The sequence below is a fragment of the Xanthomonas sp. NCPPB 3005 genome, from assembly GCF_041228095.2.
GTDB lineage: Bacteria > Pseudomonadota > Gammaproteobacteria > Xanthomonadales > Xanthomonadaceae > Xanthomonas_A > Xanthomonas_A bonasiae.
Genome location: NZ_CP166096.2, coordinates 3,296,261 through 3,315,824 on the forward strand (window position 1 = coordinate 3,296,261; position 19,564 = coordinate 3,315,824).

Genomic DNA, 19,564 nt, shown 5'->3' on the forward strand with positions numbered 1-19,564 from the left:
CCGTCGTGCGCGGCCGGATCGAGCGTCTCGAGATCGCCGTGGAGCGGCGCAAGCGCGGTGGGGAGCGGAACATTCCGATTCATGGGGATCAGGCTCGTTGGGGAACGGGGAGTGGGAAGCGGGTGCTGGCGGCGGCAGGCGCGGCGAGCTCGTGCAGCAGGGCGATGGCGTCGTCGAAACCGCCGATCGCGCGGTGGGCGATGCCGCTGGTGCGGCAATGGCGCAAAAGGCCGTCCTTGGCGAAGACCAGATCGGCCTTGCCGGCCACGCAGAAATCGGAGCGGCCGTCGCCGATCAGCAAGGTGGCGCGCGCCGGCTCCTGCTGGGCCATGACCGCGCACTTGCAGGTACCGCTGGCGCAGCCAGGCTGCGCGTGCGGCGAGGCCATGCGCCATTGCCCGGCGTCGGTGCGCAGCAGGCGGTTGGCGATGATCGGCAGCTGATGCAGGCCGTGCCGCGCCAGGATCCGCGCGATCGGGTAGTCCAGGCCGTCGCTGACGATGCTCAGCGGCATGCCCAGGTCGCGCGCCAGATCGACGAAGCGCACGAACGCCGGATCGATGCGGACCTCGTCCAGCACGCGGTGCAGCGCGTCGACGTCGCCGTCGAGCAGCGCCACCTGGCCGCTCATGCACTCGCGCGCACCGATGCGCCCGGCCACCCAATCGTCTTCCAACGCGCGCCAGCCGGGCTGGCCGAGACGCTCGAGCAAGGTATCGGTCACATCCTGCAGCGACACGGTACCGTCGAAATCGCAAAGAATTTTCCACTGGACGCGCAAGGCGGCTCTCCGGCTAATTCGGGCAGAGCCTAGGCGGGCTGTCTTTCGTGCTCCTTTCCGCGCGCGGACAGCGCCCGGCAACGCGGGCCTGGCCGGCGGACCCGACCGGCAGGCGGCAGCGGCGGCTGGGCGAACCGCTTCGCGCACCCCGGCACGCATCGCGTCTGCGCCCGATCGGGCGGCGGCCGTCGCCGTATTGCGCGCCTTGACACACATCCAGCCAGGCGCAAGGCTAGATTCGCATCAGGGGGGGCTCATCGGCGGTAGCGGGGGCCTGTTTCAATGAAAGACGCCGTGCTGTCGTCCTGCGCCGAGCAGGACGCCTTTCGCCTGGACGCGCAACTGCTGTCGGACCTGTGGGTGTTCCGCGCCGCCGCCCGCCATGGCAGCATCACCGGCGCGGCAGCGGCGCTGAACGTCACCCAGGGCGCGGTCAGCCAGCGCGTGTTGCGGCTGGAAGCGCGCCTGGGCACCGAACTGTTCCGCCGCAGCCAGCGCAGGATCGCGCTGACCCCGGCCGGCATGACCCTGCTCGGCGCGGTCAACGGCGCCTCGGCCGGCCTCAACGACGCGCTGTCGCGCATCGCCCGTTCGCAGGGCGGCGCGCTGGTCGTGGTCTGCCCGCCGTCGCTGGCGATCGAATGGCTGATGCCGCACCTGCCGGACTTCTACCGCGAATGCCAGGGCATCGAGCTGCATGTGCGCGCGGAGATGGTGGCGCCGCATGCGTACTGGATGGAAGAGCAGCGCGTGGACGTGGTGATCGGCTATTCGCATGCGCCGATCGCCGGCCTGTGCCAGCTGGCCGAATTCGCCGAGACGATCTTTCCGGTGTGCTCGCCGGCGACGCGGCAACGCCTGGACGCGCAGCCGGCGCAGGTGCGCGACGTGCTGCTGATGCACGACGACGCGGTCTGGCTGGAAGGCGAGTTGGCCGGCGCGGAGTGGCGCGAGTGGCTGGACCACGTGGCCGAGAAACCGCGCTGGCGGATCACCGCCGAACGCCATTTCAACCTGGCCTATCTGGCCTACCAGGCGGCGATCTACGGCGACGGCCTGGCGATGGCGCGCTCGGTCGGGATCCAGCGGCTGATCGATTCCGGCCTGCTGGTGCCGGCGCTGGATCGGCCGCCGGTGCCCAGTGCGCATTACCGGCTGATGTCGCTGCTGCCGGCCCGGGAAGGCAGCTCGGCCGCACGCTTCACCGAGTGGCTGATCGGCAGCATGCGCCGCACCCAGCAGCGCGCGCTGGCGGCCCTGGAGCATCGGTGAACACGATCTATCAGCCTGGCTATTGGATTCGCTAGAAATGCTGCATTGCCGCAAGCGCGGCGCCGCGCTACATAGGATCACAGCAAGGCAGAGAAAGTGGGGATGCGCTTTCCGGCCGGGGACAGGCCCGCCTTGCACTGCTGGAGCGGGATCCATCCTGCCCGGCCTCCGCTTCTGCCTTCCGCTCGCCGGATCGTCGTCATCGCCCGTACCGGCGCAGTCAGTGCGTGGGCGCCGGTATGCCGACGCTCGCCGGACCCGGCGTGGAGGCATTCGCCTAGCCACTTTCGCGAGGTTCGACCGCCATGATCGCCATACCCGTCCGTGCCGTTTCCCACGCCCTGCCCCGCCGCGCCGCGGTGTCCAGCCGCATCTCCGTCGCCCTGGCGCTGGCATTGCTGACGCAGCATGCGTTCGCCGCGGAGGATGACGGCACCCAGGTAACCGATCTCAACAGCGTCGAGGTCACCGCCAAGAAACAGAAACAGCAGGTGCAGAACGGCGCGCTCGGCGACACATCCGACCTGGACACGCCGTTCTCGGTCAGCACGGTGGACGCGGAGCAACTGGAAACGCGCCAGGCCAAATCGCTGATGGACGTGTTTTCGCGCGACGCCAGCGTCAGCCGCAGCGCCGGCAGCGACTACAACGGCTGGGCCTCGCGGCTGATCGTGCGCGGCCTGCCGTTGAGCTTCGAGGACAGCATGAAGGTCAACGGCCAGCCGACCGCGCTGTTCGGCGTCAACCTGCCGCTGGAGGCGATGGAACAGGTGCAGTTGCTCAAGGGCGCCAGCGGCTTCATGTACGGGTTCGGCCAGCCCGGCGGCATCGTCAACTACATCACCAAGAAGCCGCCTGCCGACGGCGGCGACATCGCCAGCCTCGACATCGGCTACCGCTCCGACAGCGTCGTCAGCGAACACGTCGATGTGGGCGGCTGGCTCGGGCAGGACAAGGATTTCGGCTATCGCATGAATGCCGTGCACGAAGCCGGCAACTTCTATTCCGGCGGCCACGTCGACCGCAACGCGTTCGCGCTGTCGCTGGTCGGCAAGCTGACCCCGGCGGTGACCTGGACCGCGGACCTGCTGTACCAGGACAAGCAGATCGATGCGCCCACGCCCTACTTCTATCCCTGGAGCTACCCGCTCAAGTACCTGCCCGACGGCATCAGCGGCAACACCAACTATTCCTCGCCGGCCACGCTCAACCACGACAAGTTCAGCATGCTCTCCACCGGCCTGGCCTGGGAGATTTCGCCCGACTGGAAGGCGACGCTGTCGCTGGGCTACCTGAAGAACGATTACCGGCTGCGCCAGGAATACTTCGAACTGGACGGCGCCGACGGCTACTACGACGACTGGGTGTTCAACGGCCTGGACCTGTGGACCTTCAAGTACGCGCAGGCGATGCTGCAAGGCGGCTTCGCCACCGGCGCGATCGGCCACAAGGTCGTGGTCGGCGCGTCCTGGCAGGAAATGGCGCAGGACCTGGGCAACGGCAACCTGAGTTCCTGGGACGTGATCGGCTCGGGCTACCTGTCGGTGCCGGTGCGCTTCGCCTGGAATCCCAGTTCCGACAACCTGGCGCTGTTCCGCTATTCGGACGTCAAGCAGCTGGCCGGCTTCGCCAGCGACACCCTGACCTTCTCGCCGCACTGGTCGTTGCTGCTCGGCGCGCGCTTCACCGACTACACCCAGACCAACCACGCCTGGGGCACCGGCGAGGTCACCGACATCTACAAGAAGCCGGTGTGGACGCCGACCGTGGCGCTGCTGTTCAAGCCCGCCGCCGACTCCACGATCTACGCCAGCTACGTGAAGTCGCTGGAACAGGGCAGCAGCGTCGGCAACAGCTTCGCCAATGCCGGCGCGCAGCTGGATCCGCTGCAGAGCAAGCAGTACGAGCTGGGCTACAAGATCGAAAAGCCGGGCTGGCAGGCCGCGGCGGCGCTGTTCCGGATCGACCGCGGCGCCGAATACGCCAATGCCGACAACGTCTACGTGCAGAACGGCAACCTGCGCTACGACGGGCTGGAGCTGGAGGGCCGCGTGCAAGCGACCGCACGGCTGGGCCTCGGCGCATCGCTGCTGCTGCTCGACGCCTACTACCAGCAGACCAGCACCGCCTGGCTGGTGGACAAGCAACTGGAAGGCACCGCCAGGCTGACCGCGACCCTGGACGCCGACTACCAGGTGCCCGGCATCGACGGCCTGGCGCTGCATTCGGACCTGAAGTGGTACGGGCGCACCGCGATCTACAACAATACCGCGCAGCAGACGACCGTCTATGCCAAGGGCTATGCCGTGGTCAACGCCGGTGCCGGTTACCAGACCCGGATCGGCGGCCGCCCCGTCACCTTGCGCGCCGAGGTGCAGAATCTGTTCGACCGCGACTACTGGCAAGGGGGCTATTACGAGTTCGCGATCGGCGCGCCGCGCACCTACGCCGCCAACGTCAAGATCGATTTCTGAGCCGGCATCCGCAGCCTGCGTTTGCCATCCTGCGCGGCCGCCACCGGCCGCGCACCTGCCGCCGCGCGTCCCACGGCGGCATTCTTCGAAGAGATGCCCCGCTATGACCCGAACGTTGTTGCCATGGCGGTTGTGCGCCGCATTGCTGGTGTCGGCATGGAGCGTCGCCACGCCGGCGGCGGGCTTGCGTCCGATCAGCGCCGACGACATCGTCGACCTGCGCCATCTGGACGATCCGCAGATTTCCGCCGATGGCCGCCAGGTCGCCTACGTGCTGAAAACCCCGCGCGACAACGGCAAGCCGCCGCTGTTGCGGCTGTGGCTGGTGGACACCGCCGCCGGCGCGGCATCGGCGCATGCCTTGACCGATGCGGGAAGCTCCGCGGCCGGCGAAACGTCTCCGCGCTGGTCGCCGGACGGTGCCTGGATCGGCTTCCTGTCCGATCGCGGCAAGACCCAGGACCCGCGCCCCGCCTGCGCTCCCGGCGACGCGGCGGCGGACGCCGACGCGCCGAGCATGCAGGTCTGGCGCATCGCCCGCGGCGGCGGCGCGCCGCAGCAACTGACCGCGGCTGCAGGCGCGGTCAGCGCCTTTGCCTGGTCGGCGGACGGAAAACGCCTGGCCTGGATCGCTACCGATCCGCCGTCCGCCGAGCGCAAGGCACGCCTGCAGCGCAAGGACGATGCGCAGCAGGTGGACCACGACGTCGCATTCGACCGGGTCTGGGTCCGCGACCTGCCCGACGGCGCGCCGCGCGCGCTGACCGCGCCCGGCCTGCAGGTCTCGCAACTGGCCTGGTCGCCGGACGGCACCGAGCTGGCCTTGCGCGTGGCCGACGCCCCCGGTTTCAACGGCTACTGGAACCGCTCGCGGCTGGTGCTGGTGGATGCCGCCGACGGCCATCTGCTGCGCGTGGTCGCCGCCTCGGTCGGCGCGCAGCCGCCGCGCTGGTCGCCCGACGGCAGCCAGTTGCTGTATGCGGCGCTGAGCCAGGGCAAGATGACCTCGACCCTGCTCGCGCACCGTCTGGCCGACGACCGCCAGGTGCGCCTGGCGCCGGACTGGACCGGCACGCTGTGGCATGCGCAATGGCGCGACGACGCGCACATCGTGGTCGAAGGCCAGCGCGGACTGCGCGCCGAATTCCTGCAGGTCGACGCCGATAGCGGCAAGGCGCGCACGCTGGCCGCCACGCATGCGGCCTGGGCCTCGTTCACCCTCGCCCGCGACGGCCGTGTCGCCTTCCTCGGCGAAACGCCGACGGCCCCGGCGGAAATCTGGCTGCTGCGCGACGGCCGCACGCACGCGCTCACCGACAGCAATCCGCAGGTACGGCAATGGGCGCTGGGCACATTGCGCGAACTGAGCTGGCGCAGCTCGCGCGACGGACGCCGCATCGACGGCGTGCTGGTGCTGCCGCCAGGATGGAAAGCCGGCACGCCGTTGCCGACGCTGCTGCAGATCCACGGCGGGCCGGCATGGGCGTGGTGGTCCGGCTGGCTCGGCTCCTGGCACGATTGGGCGCAGCTGCTGGCCTCGCACGGGTACGCCGTGCTGCTGCCGAATCCGCGCGGCTCCGAAGGCCAGGGCGCCGCCTTCACCGAGGCGGCCAACAACGACTGGGGCGGCGGCGACTACCAGGACGTGCTCGACGGCCTGGACGCGATCGTGGCCCAGCGCATCGCCGATCCCGCGCGCGTGGCCATCGGCGGCTGGAGCTACGGCGGCTACCTGGCGGCGTGGGCCGCGACCCACGACCCGCAGCGGCGCTTCCGCACCGCCATCGTCGGCGCCGGCGTCACCGACCTGTACAGCATGGCGCTGACCACCGACGTGCACGATTTCCTGCCCGGCTATTTCGGACGCGACGCCCTGGCCGCACGCGCCATGCTGGACGAGCGCTCGCCGCTGCGCTACGCCGAACGCGTGCGCATGCCGGTGCTGATCCTGCACGGCGAACAGGACCAGCGCGTGCCGCTGGCGCAAGGGCAGATGCTGTACCAGGCGCTGAAAACCAACGGCACGCCGGTGCAGATGGTGACCTACCCGCGCAGCACGCACTGGCCGGAAGAACGCGATCTGCAACGCGATCTGCTGCAGCAGGTGGCGCGCTGGCTGGATAAGGAGCTTGCCGTCGGCGCAACGAGCGAAGGCGCCGGCGATGCCAAGCCGGCGCCGGTCCAATGACGTTGTGCTTCATGCAGATCGGCCCAGCCCGCGAAGATGCGCCATGCCGGCGCACGCTACAGCTGCGGCATCACGAGCGTGCAGTCTGGGAAATGCGCGGAAGCCGACCCGCCTTTCCCCATTCCCTACTCTCCATTCCCCATTCCCGGCGTCAACGACGCCACTGGTGCCCGGAGCCGGAATCGAACCGGCATGGGGTCGCCCCCGGCGGATTTTAAGTCCGATGCGTCTACCAGTTTCGCCATCCGGGCCTGGTGCCGCTAGCGTGCCTGATTGCAGCCCGCTTGTGAACCGCGGCGCGGGCAGCAGGCTCCTGCGCGGCCCCCGAAAAGAACCCCGGCGTCGCCGCCACGACGGCGCCGGGGATGCCATTCGGCAACGGTGAACCTGGTGACTCCGCGTGGCGCTCAGATCGCCCGCGAATAGCGCGCCGGTTGCGCCGGCTGGCGCAGATAGCGGTCGAAGCACATCGCGATCAGGCGCAGCAGCGGGCGCCCGCGCGCAGTGGCCTGGATCGTGCCGTCGCGGTAGTCGGCCAGGCCATCGGCGCACAGCGGCGCCAGCGCCTGCAGCTCCTCGTCGAAATAGCTGGCGAAGTCGATGCCATGGCGCTGCGCCAGCGCCGCCACATCGGCGCGGCCCTGGCACATCAGCTGCTGGATCAGCTCCGCGCGCAGCGCGTCGTCGGCGCTGAGCCGCAGGCCGCGCAGCACCGGACTATCGCCGGCATCCACCGCCGCTTCCCAGGCCGGCAACTCGCGCTGGTTCTGGCTGTAGCTGTCGCCGATACGGCTGATCGCGCTGACGCCCAGGCCGAGCAGGTCGGTGTCGGCATGCGTGGTGTAGCCCATGAAATTGCGGTGCAGCCCGCCCTGGCGCTGCGCGCGCGCCAGGTCTTCGTGCGGCAACGCGAAATGGTCCATGCCGATGTACTGGTAGCCGGCCGCCGACAGCTTGCGCACCGCCAATCCGAGCAGCGCGAGCTTGTGCTCGGCGTCGGGCAGGTCCGCATCGGCGATGCGCCGCTGCGCCTTGAACAACTGCGGCATGTGCGCATAGCCGTAGACCGCCAGGCGGTCCGGGCGCGCCGCGATCACTGTGTCCAGGGTGCGCTCGAAGCCGGCCAGGGTCTGCCGCGGCAGGCCGTAGATCAGGTCCACGTTGACCGAACGCATGCCCTGCACGCGACACGCGCGAAGGATGTCCAGCGTCTCGGCCACGCCCTGGCGGCGATTGATCGCCTGCTGCACCAGCGGATCGAAATCCTGGATACCCAGGCTGGCGCGGTTGAACCCCAGCGCCGCCAGCGCGGCGATGTCCTGCGGCGTCACCGTGCGCGGGTCTAGTTCGATCGAGATGTCGCGATCCGGCGCCTCGCTGAAGCGGAACAGCCCGCGCAAGCCCTGCAGCAGTTCGCCGAGCAGTTCCGGCGCCAGGAAATTCGGCGTGCCACCGCCCAGGTGCAACTGCACCACCTCGCGCTCGGTGTCCAGGCAGGCGGCCATCATCGCCGCCTCGCGCAGCACGCGCTGCACGTAGGCCCGGCCCTTGCCGGTGTCGCGGGTGATGACCCGGTTGCAGCCGCAGTAGAAACACGGGTTGCGGCAGAACGGCACGTGCACGTACAGCGACAGCGGCCGCGTCGGATCGCTGGCCTGCACCGCCGCGAACAGCTGCACCGGGCCGAAGCCGGCCTGGAAATGCGGCGCGGTCGGATACGAGGTATAGCGCGGGCCGGGACGGTCGTAGCGGCGCAGCAGCTCGGCGTCGAAGGTCCAGGTGGCGGCGGGATCGGAGGCGGTCAGGATGTCCATGGCGGCCAGCATGCGCGGCGCGGCGGCAGGCCGCTTTGACCTGGATCAATCCGCCGGATCGATCCGCTGCGTCACTCGACAGGCGACAACGGCGTCGCCGGCTCGAACGGCCGCCAGCTCATCTGGTGGCGGCGCCAGAAGGTGTCGGCGATGCGCGCGGCGATGTCGTCGGCCAACAGGCGCATCGGCGCATTGTCCAGTTCGGCGGTGGTGGCGCGGAACAGGCCTAGCCAGCGCTGGAACAGGACGTCGCTGAGTTCGCGCATGGCCATGTGCTTGGGCATCGGCGCGCCACGGAAGCGGCGGGTGCCGCGCAGCATCGCCGACCAGAAATCGGTCAGCTGCAGCAGGTGCGCGTCCCAGTCCTCGATATGCGCGGCGAACACCGCGGCCAGGTCGGCGTCGGCGCGCACGCGGCGGTAGAACGCGTCCACCAGCGCGCTCACTTCCTCTTCGCTGCACAGTTCAGGCCCGGGCAACGGCAACGCGGCGATGTGGTCATGCATGTCGGTGCTCCTGCTCGATGGCGCCAGTATCCGCAGCCGCCGCGGCCCGGCCTTGATCAGGATCAATGTCGCCACGCGCGGCACTGCCTAGTCTGCATGGGCGGCATGCGCCTGCGCCGACGCCGACGGGGAGCGGCGGCGCGACCGCGTGCGGGCGGCGCCAGCCCATGCGTGGCACCACCCAGGCGCATGCCGCACCTCCCCTTCCGCGATGGAGCCCGCCCGTCATGACGCCCAGCGACGACCCCCTGCTCGATCCGCTCGATGCCGCCGCGCCGCGCCCGCTGGTGCAGCGGCTGGGCGTGATCCTGTGGCCCAGCTTCCTGGTCGCCGGCGCGATGAGCGTGCTGTTCTTCGCCCTGGTCGATCCGCTGGCGCTGCGCGACATCACCTTCCCCGGCCGCCCGTTGAGCCGCGAACTCGGCTACACGCTAGGCTTCTTCATGTTCTGGTTGGCCACGCTGAGCTCGAGCGTGCTGACCGGGTTCCTGCTGCGGCCGGCGCCGCATGCCGCTGCAGACGACGACGAGTCGCTGTCGTGAGCGGAACGCCGATGCCCCGCGGCATTCCCCTGCGCATGCACGACGCCAGTGCCGCACACGGCGCCGCCGATGCCGCGGCGCCGCCGCGCGGCCGCTACGCGCGCCTGCGCCGCTGCAGCCTGTGGCTGCTGTTCGCCGCGTTCTACCTGCTGCCGTGGCTGCGCTGGGACGGCCGCCAGGCGCTGCGCTTCGACCTTCCCGCGCGGCGCCTGGACCTGTTCGGCCTGACCCTGTGGCCGCACGATGTCGGCTGGCTGCTGCTGGCGCTGTTCGCCGCGGCCGCCGCATTGATGGTGACGACCACCCTGGCCGGACGGGTGTGGTGCGGCTTCGCCTGCCCGCAATCGGTCTGGAGCCATGCATTCGCCTGGCTGGAACGGCGCTTCGCCGCGTGGCCGGCGGCCGCGCGGCATGTGGTCTGGGCGGCGCTGGCGCTGTGGACCGGGATCAGTTTCGTGGGCTACTTCGCGCCGATCGCCGACCTGGTCGCGCGGCTGCGGCCATTCGCCTGGAGCGGCTGGGAAAGCTTCTGGGTGCTGTTCTACGCCCTGGCCACCTGGGGCAATGCCGGCTTCCTGCGCAGCCAGGTGTGCCGCTACCTGTGCCCCTACGCGCGGCTGCAGCCGCTGCTGTGCGATCGCGACACGCCCCTGATCGGCTACGACGCGATGCGCGGCGAGCCGCGCGGCGCGCGCGCCTGCGGCCAGGGCAGCGTCGCCCAGCGCGGGCGGCGCCTGCTCGACGCCGGCACCGCGCGCGACTATGCGCTGCGCGCCAGCATCGCCCGGCTCGCCGGCCAGGGCGGCCACCGCGGCGACGCGCTGGCCACCTACGCCGGCACCCTGCCCAAGTTCACCGACGCGCAACTCGGCGACTGCGTGGACTGCAGCGCCTGCGTGGACGCCTGTCCCGCGCGCATCGACCTGCGCAACGGCCCGCACTACGCCTGCACCGCCTGCGGCGCCTGCGTGGACGCCTGCGACCGCAGCATGGATCGCCACGACTTCGCCCACGGCCTGCTGCGCTGGGCCAGCGCCAACGCGATCGAGCGCCAGCCGCCACGCAGGCTGCGGCCGCGGCTGCTGACCGGCGCCGCACTGCTGCTGGCCGCGTTGCTGGCGGCGTTGTTCGCGGCTGCCTGACCGGCACGCCGTCGGCGACGGGAACGACAGGCATTCCAGGCGCGCAGCAAAAGGGCCCGGCAAGCGCGGCGGCGATCCACCGCGGCGAGCGCCCGCCAGATCGGGCAGCCACGAACGCAAACGCCCGGTAGATCGTGGATCTACCGGGCGTCGAAGTGCAGATGGAGGCCTGGGTCGGAATTGAACCGGCGTACGCGGATTTGCAGTCCGCTGCATAACCACTCTGCCACCAGGCCGGTGGACTGAATTCTAGCCGAAACCGCCAACAGCGGTGTCCGACAAAACAAAGCCCCGCTGACGGGGCTCTGTCTGAATCTGGAGCGGGAAACGAGACTCGAACTCGCGACCTCAACCTTGGCAAGGTTGCGCTCTACCAACTGAGCTATTCCCGCTTGGGAGCCAGCCATTCTACAGCCCTCCTGCGCATTGCGCCAGCCTTCGGGCAAAAAAATCCGCCAGTGGCGTTCGCGCGGCCGGGAGCACGGTGCGACGGGCCATCCGCACCGGATCCGCGGCGCGCGGCGGCGCCTGCCCCGGCGAAGACCGCTGCCGCATCGGCGGCGCCGCCGGCGCGAGCGCGGACTGGAATCTCCACCACAGCGCCTCGCCCATCGAGGTAGACAAGTGCCTGGACGTGCATGCGTCGCTGCGCACCTGCGCCGGCCATGCCCCTAGCATCGCAGCGACATCCATACGAGGGATCGCCATGAACCGATGGACACGCTGCAGCGCCGCGGTGGTTTGCCTGGCCGCGGCCGGCGCCGCGCAGGCGCAGTCCTGTCGGCTGCAGACGCAGACCCTGCGCTTGCCGCTGGTCTCGCAGAACATGCCGAAATACGCCTACCAGGTGCGGGTGCAGGTCGGCACGCCGCCGGCCTCGGCGACCTCCGCCGCTGCCGCCAGCCAGGTCCTGGAAGTGGACACCGGCTCCACCGGCGTGGTGGTGCCGCTCAGCGCGGCGATCCAGCAGGCCTGGGACGCCTCGACCAAGCTCGGCTACATCTTCTATTCCAGCAACAGCCAGTACCACCCCGGCAAATACGTGCAGGTGCCGATGCGGCTCGGCGTATCGGCCGACGGCAACAGCGCCGCGGCGCGCATCGACGCGATCGAGGTCCTGGCCGCGCAATGCACCTGCGACGTCGCCACGATTCCGAAGGGAACGCCGCCCGGGTCGGCGAAGACGCTGAGCCAGGCGCCGGACAACTGCGCGGCCTACAACAACACCCTCGCCCTGAGCAGCGGCGGCACGCAGACGTTGAAGGACTGCAAAACGATCTCTCCCGACTTCGGCATGATGGGCGTGGGCTACGACCGCGGCGTCGCGGCAGCACGCAATCCGTTTCTCAACCTCGTGCAGATGCGTACCGGCAACATGAGCCCGGGCTACATCGTCAGCGCGTCGGGCATCACCCTGGGCGTCAGCGAGCAGGCGCTGCGCGCCTTCTCGCTGATTCCGCTGCAGCGCGCCGCGGCGAGTGCCGCCGGTGGCGCCGACTGGCAGGCGCCGAACGCATGCGCCGGTTTTCCGGCCAGCGGCAGCGATTACCAGGTCTGCGGCAAGCTGCTGCCGGATACCGGCATCGCTTACATGATGCTGACCCCAACCAAACAACCGCCTGCCCCGGCGAAATTGCAGCAGAAGCTGACCACACCCGCAAAGCCTGCAAGCGCAACGTCCGGCCGCGCCTCCGACGCCACTGCGGCCACTTCGCTGGTGGTACCGGAAGGAACGCAGATGACGCTCGCCATCGGTCCGGCCGGGCATCCGGTCTTCAGCTACGGCTTCAAGGTCGGGGGCACCGCACCGGCGACACCGGACAGTGTGCAATGGCGCGGACCGCTCGACGCACCGCCCGCGCACATCAACAGTGGCCGCCACGTACTCGCTGCGACGGACTACGCCTACGATGCCGCCTGCGGACGGGCGGGCTTCCGCGAGGCTGCGACGATGCCCTGACGCAGCGGTCGGGTACTGCGATTGCGACGGGCGTACCGGTAACGCCCGTCGCGGCTGAAGCCGCTCCTACAGGGTCACGTGCATCGACAGGCCGCATCCGCAGCGAACGCTCCATATCTCCGCCGCCGGCGCGCGTTCAACGGCGCCGGAGCAGGAACACACCGACGCGGACGGCCGCCAGCGCCTTCTTCCATTTGCCGGGCAGCGCGACCTTGCCGAAGGATTCCCGATCGATGCTGCCGGCCAAGTGCTGCTGCAGCCGGCGGAAGCTGTCGACTTGCCGCGCGAGCGCGTCGATGTCGACCAGGTCGCCTTCGCACTCCGCAAGCAGATACTCGGGACCGGTGACCAGCGCGACCGCAGGAATTCCCCGCTCGAACAGCGGCTCGCCTTCGCCGAAATGCAGCAGCGCGCCGGGCTTGACCGGGGTCGCTGCATCGGCGATTGCGCCACGCCACAGCGTGCGGGTGAGTCGGGCGAGTTCGGGTGTCGTGGCGTACAACAGTTCGGGTTCGAGCGTGCCGTCGGACGCGTAGCGCCCGGTGGCGGCATCGATGCGCAAGTGCTTTGCGCCCAGATGTTCGATGACCAGACCGGCGGCCGCGGTATAGCCGCCAGGTGTTCCGGCCCACAGGTCGCGGTGGGTCTCGAGCCAGGCGGTGGTGGCTTGGCCGTGCGCGGTGACGGCCGGCATACGCAGGTGGCCGGCGGTGTAGACGAAGACGATGCTGCGTTCGTGCGGCGCGGCGACCGCGTCGCGCGCCAGCGCGAGCAAGCCGATGTGGCCGTTCTCTTCGACCGCGTTGCCGCCATCGCTGTGGGTGACCACCAGCACCGACTCGCTGGCCCGCGGACCGGTTCCAGGCGACACGGCCCAGAGCGTGTCCATGCGCGCGTTCGCGGTCTTGCTCGCGCTCACGGTCAGCGTGGCCACAGCGCCGCGTTCGGCGGCGGCGAGCAGCTGCGCGCGCTGGCTTTCGGCAACCCAGACGGCCGGCAGGCCCTGATAGCCGCGGGTGAAAGGCAGATACTGACCCGCAGCGGCCGCATCGGGCAGGCCGCGCCAGACCGCGATCACGCCGAGCACCCCCGCGCGCTTTGCCTTGGCCAGATCGGTGCCGGCGAGTTCGGAACTGATGATCGGGTTGGAGACCCGGTCGAACGGCAGCGGCCCGTCCCAGGCCTCGACCAACAGCGTCGTCGGCACCGCGATGTGCGGCACTTCGATCACCGCGATCTTGCCGGCGGCCGCTCGCCAGTGCTTGCGTCGCCCGCGCAGCAGGACCAGCGGCGCGGTCGTGCCTTCGCGCGGAGTTTCGCCGGAATAAGGCCACGCCGAGGCGATCGCGATGCGACGTTCCCCCACCTGCAGCGCCAGCGTGTCCCGGTCGACCTCCCAGCGTTCGAACGTGTGCGGATCGCGCCGCACGTCGAGGCCGAGCTCGGCCAACGCGGTCGCCACATGGTCGATCAGCGCATTGTGGGCCGGCGTACCGGACGCACGCGGCCCCAGCTCGGTCAGGTAGCGAATCTGATCCGCGTAGGCGTCATGGCTGGCACTCACTTCCTCGGTCTTCTCTCTCGTCTGCGCCGCTGGAGTATATCCAGCGACGCATGACGCCCCGATCGTGCGCGCGACGATGCAAGCGGCGTGCAGCGTGCCACGCATGCACCCAGGCCTGGCGGCGCACTGCCGCCGTGCAGAATCGCGCTAACGCAGCGGGTCCGCGGCGCCGCGCTGCGCATGGACGGTGTCGTAGATCGTCTTGGCGCCGGTGAAGGTCGGATCCACGTCCTCTTCCTGGCCATCCTGGCCATGGTCGTTGTCCAGCCTCCAGCTGAACATGCCGCGCAAGCCGTTCTGCAGCGCGTAGCTGGTCCAGGCCGCGGTGTCTTCGAGCGAGGTCTGCACGTTGCCGTTCTCGGTGGCCACCCCGCCCATCAGGATGTCAGCGCGCACCCCGGCCTGGATCCACACCTGCGCATCCTGCGGCGTGCCGGAGGACGAATAGTCCTGCAATTCGGCGGCATCCACGTACTGGTTGAACGCCGCCACCGCGCCGTCGCCGTACAGCGCGACCGGCCCACCGGCAGGCCACGGCACCGACACCGCGATGCCGAGCCCGGCCGCCTTGAAACTCGGGCTGAGCTGCGTCACCAGCTCCACCACCGAGGACATGCCGTCGCCTTCGGAATCGATGCTGATGCCGTTGAGGCCCTGCTGCTGCAGATAGGCCACGATGTTGGCGGTGGAACGGTTGGCGTTGTCGCGATTGTCCGCCACCGTCGCCACCAGCCCGGTGTCGCCGACGCCGGCATAGATCAGCGCGCCGGGCGCCTGCGTCTTGATCTGGCCGAGATTCTGCGCGGCGAATTGCGCGTTGAGGTCCAGGGTATAGCCGTTGCCGGTCTCGACGAATATGCCGAAGGCCAGGTTGTAGCGGCTGGCATAGCCGAGCGGCACCTTGCCCTGCGCAAGATTGTCGGCACCGGTGCCGTTCCAGGTGTCGTACCAGGTCGCGATCTCGAAATTCATGGTGGCTCCTGCAGCGGTGAGATGGATGTGCGCCGGGCGACCGGCATCCGCGCATGCGCTTGCCGCCCGACCGTTCCGGTCCCGATGCAAACGTCTGTCGTGTCTTGCTCGTGCCGGGTCGCTGCGGCTGCAACGCCGCCTCCTCCACCCGCCTGCACGCGATGCAATGCCGCCTGGCCGAACCTAGCGCAGATCGCGGCGCGCGCGGTCGACACTGCGCGGCTCCGGAACAGCCATCCCAGTCGCGAAGCCGGCGCGCATGCGGGCCGGCGCCGCCGGCCTCGGTAGCCACGGTCACCAGCTGCGCCTGCGCCGCGGCATCGCCGATGTTGTTCAGCGCGACGTTGGCCGGGATACGCCCTTGCCACCCTCGCCAGGCGCGGATCGGCGTGCACGCCATCGCTGGCGATCGGCAACGGCGCGCGCTCGAGCAGCCACACATGGCGGTACAGGCCGCCGCCTTCGGACCGCCACCGTTCCCATGCCATGCGAACGAAGAAAGAACGAAGGACACACGCCGACCACACTGCGATCGCGCACGGGCATTCCGATTCAAGCACACCCGGCCGCCGCACGCGCGGCAGGCGATTCGGCCCGCGCAACTGGCGTCCAGTAGACACTGCGGGCCTGGCGCGCAGCTGGCGCCAGGCCGCGCCCGAGGTGCCGCAGATGGAGAAACTCCCCGCGTCTGGATCGAACCATCCATGCGACCGGCGCCCCACGCGGCACCACATGCCGATAGCCGGCGTGATAGACGCCACAATCCGGCGCCGCACCGCTCCAGACTGCGATGCTGCGCACGGCATCCTGCGGACCACTGCATGGTGGGGCGAATTCGGAAGCGCTATGCTCGAAGCGCATTGCTTTTGTCATCGACGGGACCGGCAAGGACCCGTGCAGGCGCAGGAAACGCGCCGATGTGTCTTGAATGGAGTGATACCTTGAGTAATTCGGCCAGCGAACCCCTTCGCGTCCTCGGTTTTTGGCGCGACCTGGAAGTCTTCAACATCCCTACCGCGCCTTCGGCCCGGGATGCCACCGGCCAGACCAAGATCACCACCCTTCGCCACGGCCAGTCGCTGCCCTGGCATCGCCACGATTTCAGGCCCACGGCAGAACACGGCTACGTCCATGTGGTCTATCTCGGCGTCGCCGATACCGATGCTCTTTCTCGGCTGCTGTTGCGCGCGATCTTCCCCGGGCGCGACCTGAGCGAGCGCGAGCGTCAACGTGTCACCGGCAACGGTTGGCTGGCCGCCTTCGTCGTCGACGAGGACGGTCGTCCCAAGCCTGACAGCTACCTCGCTGCCAGCTTCGCCCACGGCGTGCAGGCATTGCGGCAAAGCAACACGCTGGAGAACGTCAATGCGCGCCTGGGCCGTGCGCGCGACGAGTTCGCCCAGCGCTGCCACCGCCTCGAAGAGATCGACGATGCCTCCGCTCCGCGCACGGCGAGCGAGAGCGCGACGGCCTTGTCGCTGACCTGGGACGAGCTGGAGACCGAGTTGCAGCTGGTGCGCCAGTTGCTAGGCAACGACACCGACGAGCCAGCCCTGGACTGGCGGGTGGTTGTGCGCAGCAGCCGGGTCAAACGCCGCTACCTGAGCGACAGCCTGCAGGCCGCCACCGATTTCCTGAATTCGTTCTACCTGGACGACCTCGATCGCCTGATTGCACAGGCACAGAACGGCCGCCCCTTCGGCGCGGCGCTGAGCGCGTACCTGGGACCAGCGCTCGAGCAGCGCCAGCGTACTGACATTCTGGTACAGCATGCCGCAATGGCCAAGCTGGTGAGCGCGGCGCATCTGCCCAGCGCACGTTGGCCCGCGTCGTCGCGGCACCCATTGGTACTGGCGCAGCAAGCCGCAGTCGCGCAGGTGCTGCATACGCTCGGAACGGCCGATGGCGTCATCGGCGTCAATGGACCTCCCGGCACCGGCAAGACCACCCTGCTGTGCGATGTGGTCGCCGACATCGTCACCGAACGCGCCCGTCGGATCGCCGCGCTCGACCGGCCTGCAGCCCTGTTCGAGGACAAGATCGGCGTGGCCGGCAAGAGCTTCTTTCCGCTCAAGGCCTCGGTGGTCGCAGGCACCTCCATCGTGGTCGCCAGCACCAACAACAACGCGGTCAAGAACATCACCCAGGAGTTGCCGGCACGCAAGAAAATCGCGGACGAGTATGGCCCTGTCGATTATTTCGCCGGGGTCATGGCAGAGATATTCAAGGCGCAGAAGGTCGTGGACGACAACGATCGGCCGCTGCAAGGCTGGGGCGTGATCGCCGCGGCGCTGGGCAACGCCGGCAATCGGCGCTCGTTCGCCCAGGGGTTCTTCCGCGAGGACTATGTGCCGCGGGTCGAGACCGCCGAGGCGCCCGGCGAGGATGCGGAACCGACGCAGCAGCAAGCCGAGGAATCAGCTGGCGCCACTCCGGCCGCAGCACTGCCGCCGTCGATGAAGCAGCTGCTCGAGGTCGCCGCCGATGCCGACTACCGACGCCATCAGGAAGAATGGCAAACCGCCAAACGCGGTTTCCTGCAACTGCTGTCCGAGTTCGAGCAACACCGCGAGGCGTTGCTGCGCGCAGAGCGAGCGGCCCAGGCGCTGGATGCCGAGCATGGCCACCTGGCTGCGCTCCAGGCCGACATCGATCGCGTGACCGGCGACATCGCCGAGAGCGCACTGATCCTCTCCCGACAACAGGCAGCGCTGTCGGATCAACGCGCGATGCTGGATGCCCACAAAGCCCTGCTCGCGCAGCGGCAAGCGGCAGCGACGCCCAACCTGCAGGACCGCCTATCGGGCTTGTTCGGCCGCCAGACGCAGCGGATGGCGGCATTGCGCCAAGCCCTGGAAGAGCCCGCCAGGCGTCTAGCCGAGTCCGCCGAGGCCTTTGCGCAGCAAGCCAAGGACGTCGCCCAACGCCAGGCAGAGCTGGATCATCGGCACGAGCGCCTGAAGTTGCTGTCCTCCGAGCGCGCCAAGTTGGACCAGGACCTGCAACGGCACAGACAGGCGCTGGACGCCGGCTACGCGCTGGGCGCCCGCCACTTCCCGGACCGCAAGCTGTGGGAACTGCAGCCCGCCGACCTGCAACGCGCCAGCGTGGCGGTCTATTCAGAGCTGGACCAGCTGCGTGCGCGGGTCTTCCTGCAAGCGGTGGAGTTGCACAGGCTGAGCATCCTGGCCAACGCCGGCAAATTCATCGCCAATCTGCGCGCGGTCAACGGCATGTTGATGGGCACGCTGCGGGACAAGCTCCCCGTCGAACAACGCCCCGCACTGTGGGACGCGTTCTTCTTCGCCGTGCCGGTGGTGTCCACCACCCTCGCCTCCTTCGACCGCCTGTTCCTGGGCATGGGCCAGGACAGCCTGGGCTGGTTGCTGCTGGACGAAGCCGGCCAGGCCACGCCGCAGTCGGCGGCAGGCGCCCTGTGGCGCAGCCGCCGCGCCGTGATCGTGGGCGACCCGCTGCAGATCGAACCCGTCTTCACCGTGCCGCTCAGCCTCGCCGAAGACCTGCGCCAGCGGCATGGCGTCGACCGCACCTGGTCGCCGGTCGACGAATCCGTGCAGACGCTGGCCGATCGCATCACGCCCTTCGGCTCATGGGTCGCGATGGCATCCGATCCGGCCGCAGCCGATGCGCCGGAACGCCTGTGGACCGGCATGCCGTTGCGCACGCATCGCCGCTGCGACGACCCGATGTTTTCCGTTGCCAACGACATCGCCTATGCAGGACAGATGGTGCAAGGCCGGGTGGACAAGCACGGGCAACCCCAGCCCATCGCGTTCTCCTGCGTGCTGGGCGAGAGTGCCTGGCTGGACGTGCGATCCAGCCAGATCCAGCACCCGGTCTGCAGCGACGAAATCGCTCACCTGCTCGCATGCCTGGAGCAATTGCGGCAGACGCCGGCACGCGTGCTGTCGGGATCGCCGGATGAGCCGGACACGCAGGCCAAGGTGTTCGTCATTTCGCCCTTCCGCAAGATCGCCCAGGCCTGCAGGAGCCACATCAAGCAGGCCGGCGTCAGCGGCATCGAATGCGGCACCGTACATACGTTCCAGGGAAAGGAAGCGGATATCGTGTTCTTGGTCCTCGGCACCGCGCCGGGCGCGGAGGGTGCAGGCGCGCGTGCCTGGGCCGCAGGCAAGCCCAACCTGTTGAACGTGGCGATCACGCGCGCCAAGTGCCGCCTGTATGTGCTGGGCGATGTGCAGCAATGGGGTGGCCTGGACTATTTCCGGCAATTGCGCGAAGCGCTGCCGGTGCGGCGTATCGACGCGACGACCGCATCGACGCCGTAGCGGAAGGCGCGGCCGCACTCGCGCGATGGCGCTCGCCAG

Annotated in this window: 12 protein-coding genes and 3 tRNA genes; 7 read left to right on the top strand and 8 right to left on the bottom strand. The window is 69.3% G+C overall.

All coding sequences use genetic code 11. The features are described 5' to 3' along the window. Positions 1-88: 88 nt before the first annotated feature. Complete coding sequence (locus AB8810_RS14325; protein WP_369914013.1) at positions 89-781, bottom strand: MtnX-like HAD-IB family phosphatase; 693 nt, start codon at positions 779-781, stop codon at positions 89-91. Positions 782-1,063: 282 nt separating this feature from the next. Between AB8810_RS14325 and AB8810_RS14330 the strand changes: the two genes are divergently transcribed. The 3 genes from AB8810_RS14330 to AB8810_RS14340 all read left to right on the top strand — a co-directional run bounded on the left by AB8810_RS14330 (position 1,064) and on the right by AB8810_RS14340 (position 6,715). After that, positions 1,064-2,053, top strand: a complete 990-nt coding sequence (locus AB8810_RS14330; RefSeq protein WP_191826462.1) for a LysR family transcriptional regulator — start codon at positions 1,064-1,066, stop codon at positions 2,051-2,053. Positions 2,054-2,358: 305 nt separating this feature from the next. Then, positions 2,359-4,527, top strand: a complete 2,169-nt coding sequence (locus tag AB8810_RS14335) for a TonB-dependent siderophore receptor (protein ID WP_369914014.1) — start codon at positions 2,359-2,361, stop codon at positions 4,525-4,527. Between the two features lie 103 nt (positions 4,528-4,630). Then, positions 4,631-6,715, top strand: a complete 2,085-nt coding sequence (locus tag AB8810_RS14340; RefSeq protein ID WP_369914015.1) for an alpha/beta fold hydrolase — start codon at positions 4,631-4,633, stop codon at positions 6,713-6,715. Between the two features lie 164 nt (positions 6,716-6,879). On the opposite strand, the gene AB8810_RS14345 is transcribed toward AB8810_RS14340, so the two are convergent. The 3 genes from AB8810_RS14345 to AB8810_RS14355 form a co-directional block, all read right to left on the bottom strand. Beyond that, positions 6,880-6,966, bottom strand: a tRNA-Leu gene (locus tag AB8810_RS14345). Between the two features lie 156 nt (positions 6,967-7,122). Beyond that, positions 7,123-8,529 (bottom strand): oxygen-independent coproporphyrinogen III oxidase, encoded by a 1,407-nt coding sequence (gene hemN, locus AB8810_RS14350; protein ID WP_369914016.1) that lies wholly within the window; start codon positions 8,527-8,529, stop codon positions 7,123-7,125. Positions 8,530-8,600: 71 nt separating this feature from the next. Then, positions 8,601-9,035: a group III truncated hemoglobin gene (locus AB8810_RS14355; RefSeq protein WP_369914017.1), complete on the bottom strand. Its 435-nt coding sequence runs from the start codon at positions 9,033-9,035 to the stop codon at positions 8,601-8,603. A 227-nt stretch (positions 9,036-9,262) separates the two neighbouring features. Here AB8810_RS14355 and AB8810_RS14360 point away from each other — a divergent pair, with 227 nt between their 5' ends. Next, on the top strand, positions 9,263-9,577 hold the full coding sequence (locus AB8810_RS14360) for a hypothetical protein (RefSeq protein ID WP_206257181.1): 315 nt from the start codon (positions 9,263-9,265) through the stop codon (positions 9,575-9,577). A gap of 35 nt (positions 9,578-9,612) precedes the next feature. Then, positions 9,613-10,719, top strand: a complete 1,107-nt coding sequence (locus AB8810_RS14365) for a 4Fe-4S dicluster domain-containing protein (RefSeq protein ID WP_372530392.1) — start codon at positions 9,613-9,615, stop codon at positions 10,717-10,719. 162 nt (positions 10,720-10,881) lie between these two features. Here the strand turns inward: AB8810_RS14365 and AB8810_RS14370 are convergent. Both AB8810_RS14370 and AB8810_RS14375 read right to left on the bottom strand, forming a co-directional pair. Further along, positions 10,882-10,955: transfer RNA gene (locus tag AB8810_RS14370), tRNA-Cys, on the bottom strand. A gap of 80 nt (positions 10,956-11,035) precedes the next feature. Beyond that, positions 11,036-11,111, bottom strand: a tRNA-Gly gene (locus AB8810_RS14375). Between the two features lie 92 nt (positions 11,112-11,203). Between AB8810_RS14375 and AB8810_RS14380 the strand changes: the two genes are divergently transcribed. After that, a complete protein-coding gene (locus tag AB8810_RS14380; RefSeq protein ID WP_369914019.1) occupies positions 11,204-12,679 on the top strand; it encodes a hypothetical protein in 1,476 nt (491 codons plus the stop codon). A gap of 136 nt (positions 12,680-12,815) precedes the next feature. Here the strand turns inward: AB8810_RS14380 and AB8810_RS14385 are convergent, their stop codons facing one another. Beyond that, a complete protein-coding gene (locus tag AB8810_RS14385) occupies positions 12,816-14,348 on the bottom strand; it encodes a hypothetical protein (RefSeq protein WP_369914020.1) in 1,533 nt (510 codons plus the stop codon). A 42-nt stretch (positions 14,349-14,390) separates the two neighbouring features. Beyond that, positions 14,391-15,215 carry a glycosyl hydrolase family 18 protein gene (locus AB8810_RS14390; RefSeq protein WP_369914021.1) on the bottom strand — a complete coding sequence of 275 codons (825 nt, stop codon included), beginning with the start codon at positions 15,213-15,215 and terminating at the stop codon, positions 14,391-14,393. Between the two features lie 941 nt (positions 15,216-16,156). On the opposite strand from AB8810_RS14390, the gene AB8810_RS14395 reads away from it, so the two are divergent. Further along, the gene (locus AB8810_RS14395) at positions 16,157-19,525 is read left to right on the top strand and encodes a DEAD/DEAH box helicase (RefSeq protein ID WP_369914022.1); all 3,369 of its coding nucleotides are present in this window, start codon (positions 16,157-16,159) and stop codon (positions 19,523-19,525) included. Positions 19,526-19,564 lie beyond the last annotated feature (39 nt).